At 51.6% G+C, this 2666-nt stretch carries 2 protein-coding genes and 1 pseudogene; all 3 read right to left on the minus strand.

What is annotated here, in order from left to right; genetic code table 11:
• Positions 1-297: 297 nt before the first annotated feature.
• Positions 298-807, minus strand: a complete 510-nt coding sequence (locus CFB82_RS41170) for an OmpA family protein (RefSeq protein WP_089487920.1) — start codon at positions 805-807, stop codon at positions 298-300.
• A 155-nt stretch (positions 808-962) separates the two neighbouring features.
• Positions 963-1211: pseudogene (locus CFB82_RS41175) on the minus strand (DDE-type integrase/transposase/recombinase); the annotation flags it as partial.
• A gap of 28 nt (positions 1212-1239) precedes the next feature.
• On the minus strand, positions 1240-2666 hold a 1427-nt coding region (locus CFB82_RS41180), incomplete at its 5' end, for a C80 family cysteine peptidase (RefSeq protein ID WP_256990781.1).

Here is a 2666-nt window from a genome sequence, read left to right on the forward strand (position 1 = left end):
CGTCTTGCCTTCCCGTTGCGCCGCTTCGATGTGCAAAACCCAGTCCATCGCGTCTCCAGCAAGCTGAAGACGCTACATGTACCTCGTTTCCTTCACATCCATAAGTGCGGGTTCGCGGGACGCTTACGGACGAGCAAAATCTGGCAGCATAACGACTCGCCCTTGGTGCGCGAAAAACCGGGGGAAGCTCAGATTCGATTCGTGCCCATACCTCGTCGCTCAATAACGTTCGGATCATCTTGGCCCGCTCGTGCAAAAAGCAAGATGTAAACACACTTCATCGAATGTAAACAGACCCTAGCGACTCTTACCCATTAACGCATCCATTGATTCACCAATCACGACGACTTCTGTTCGTCGGTTGTACACCCGCCCCTCAGGCGTATCATTGCTCGCAACTGGCGAGTCCCAAGCGTGCCCGACAACGCTCACCCGTTCGGACGCGATGCCGCGCTGAATCAGTGCCTTTGCAACCACATTCGCACGATCCAGAGAGAGTTTTTCGTTGTAGTCGCGCAATCCGACGTTATCCGTATAGCCATTCACCTGAACTGACTTATCGCTTCGCTTTAGCAGCACTGCAGAGCGATCGATCACGCCAATCGCGTTGTCTCGCAAACTCCATTTTCCAAAATCGAACAGCGCAGCCTCTGGAAGCTTCACTTTCACTCCCATATCTGCTTGCGTCACTTCAATACCGGCTGCCTGGTTCAAGGCTACTTCTTCGTCGCGATTCAACGTTGATGTACAACCCACTGCCAAGAAAGACATCGCCATCATCGATGCAGCAACTGATAGGAATTTCATTTCAACCTCTTTTATTAAAAAACTTCTGCTCAATTACACGTGTGCGCATCCAAAATCATAACAATATGCTTTAAGCTCGATATTTAAGCAGCGTCCAGACGATTCTGTCGCAACAAGGCGCTCAGTGGTCAGGGTGCGCAGATGAGTAGGATGGGCTATGCAATTAACGAATAGAACTGCTCAGCTGGCGTCAGTTTCCTGCGATCGCCCCGCATTTGCCATTTGGCGATCATATGCATGACTTCAATGTCGCCGAGCAAAATGCTGGCACAGTAAAAATTCTTGAGGCACATCATCGACCGGGCTAGGCGCTTGATGGCGCGGTGAGCCTGCTCGAAGATGTTGTTCTGATATTTTCTCTGGCGAATTTTGATCGACTGCTTAGCATTGCCCTTCAACCCCTCCGAAAACTGAACAATTTTCACTTTCCGCTCACTGCGGAGTTACTCTATTTACGCGGCCAAATCGTCTAAAATTGATCGCCGAAGACGAACTATATGTATCAGGCGGATATACCCTACTATTTTTATACGCAGATACTATTTCACCAATTTTCTTGTCATTACCCACCCTCTCAGTCGCCGCCTCAACCGCCCTTTTAAAATACACCTCCCCCCCCATGACCATGTTCTTAAGTTTCACATCCTGATTAATATATTTCAATCTGTTTTCATATGTCAACGGATCGAGAACGGGTACACGCTTATTTTCTGCCAAAACGGAATCTTTGAGGAATATGGCAGGCCCATCATGCCACGGATCTATCAAAATTTTACTTTTATTTTTATTAACCAATACCACATACCCGTGGTCAATATTACGATCGGAAATTCGAAATAAACGCTCCCCTTTACGAATCCGCGTCGCATGCTCCATAAACGCGCAATCAGCATTTTCCCCACAATTCCCTGCGCCCATGTATTTTGCTACCGCGGACCGCTTTACAATCGGATCGATTGAATTCAATTCATTCTGAATATTATTCGGCAACATATTATTACCCGACATAATTTCTCGACCAATTGCCACTTTTAAATATGACCTCGCATTTGTCTCGTCAATATCGGCACTCACATTTCCGCGCCTTAACATGCCGCGAACGGAACGAACGGTTTCAGTTGCCCGCACCAATGCATCGATGTCTTCGCGATCCAAGTTACCTTCTTCATTTTTCTTTTTCTCTATATATTTAGCCAATTCAACGTCCATCGGTTGAATCGAATCGGTTTGAGGCGTCGCCTTCTTGAATTTCCCCTTGAACTGATCCCAAAGCTTCCCAAGCTTCGACAAACTGTCCGGATTGTTGTCATCGGTGTCGATCTTGTGCCCCTCTGCGTCGACCTTCACATAGGTGTCACGCCCCTTCACCTCGCCCACCTCGGTGCCCTGCTTGGCCAGCTCCGCCTGCACCTGTCGCGTCAGGCTCGGCTGATCCTCCGTCCCACACGCCGTACGGCACCCCACCAGCGTCACCTTCGACACCTCCGCTTCCTCGCCCAGCCGACTCTTCACCTGCTCGATCTGCTGCGCCAGCTTGCGCGCATTCGCGTCGCCCAGCGTCCCGCCTTCCTCATCCCCGTGACCCACCACCTGCACCTTCACCTTCCCACCCGTTGGGGCAAGCTTGTCCAACCCCTCCAGTTCGCCCCCCGGCCCAGCCTTCACCACCGCCGTGTTCTCACCATGCTTGGCCGCCAGGTTCCGGGCCGCCTGCGTCGTCACCTCATCATCGCCCTGCTGCACGATCACCCGCTTCGCGTAGCGATCCGTGCTCCGCTGGCCCGACTCCGCCTCATCCTGCTCGACCCGCGCCACCTGCCCGGGCTTGACCACCCGTTGCGCCGACACACCCTCTTCCT

Origin of the sequence: Burkholderia sp. HI2714 (genome assembly GCF_002223085.1) — a bacterium.
GTDB lineage: Bacteria > Pseudomonadota > Gammaproteobacteria > Burkholderiales > Burkholderiaceae > Burkholderia > Burkholderia lata_D.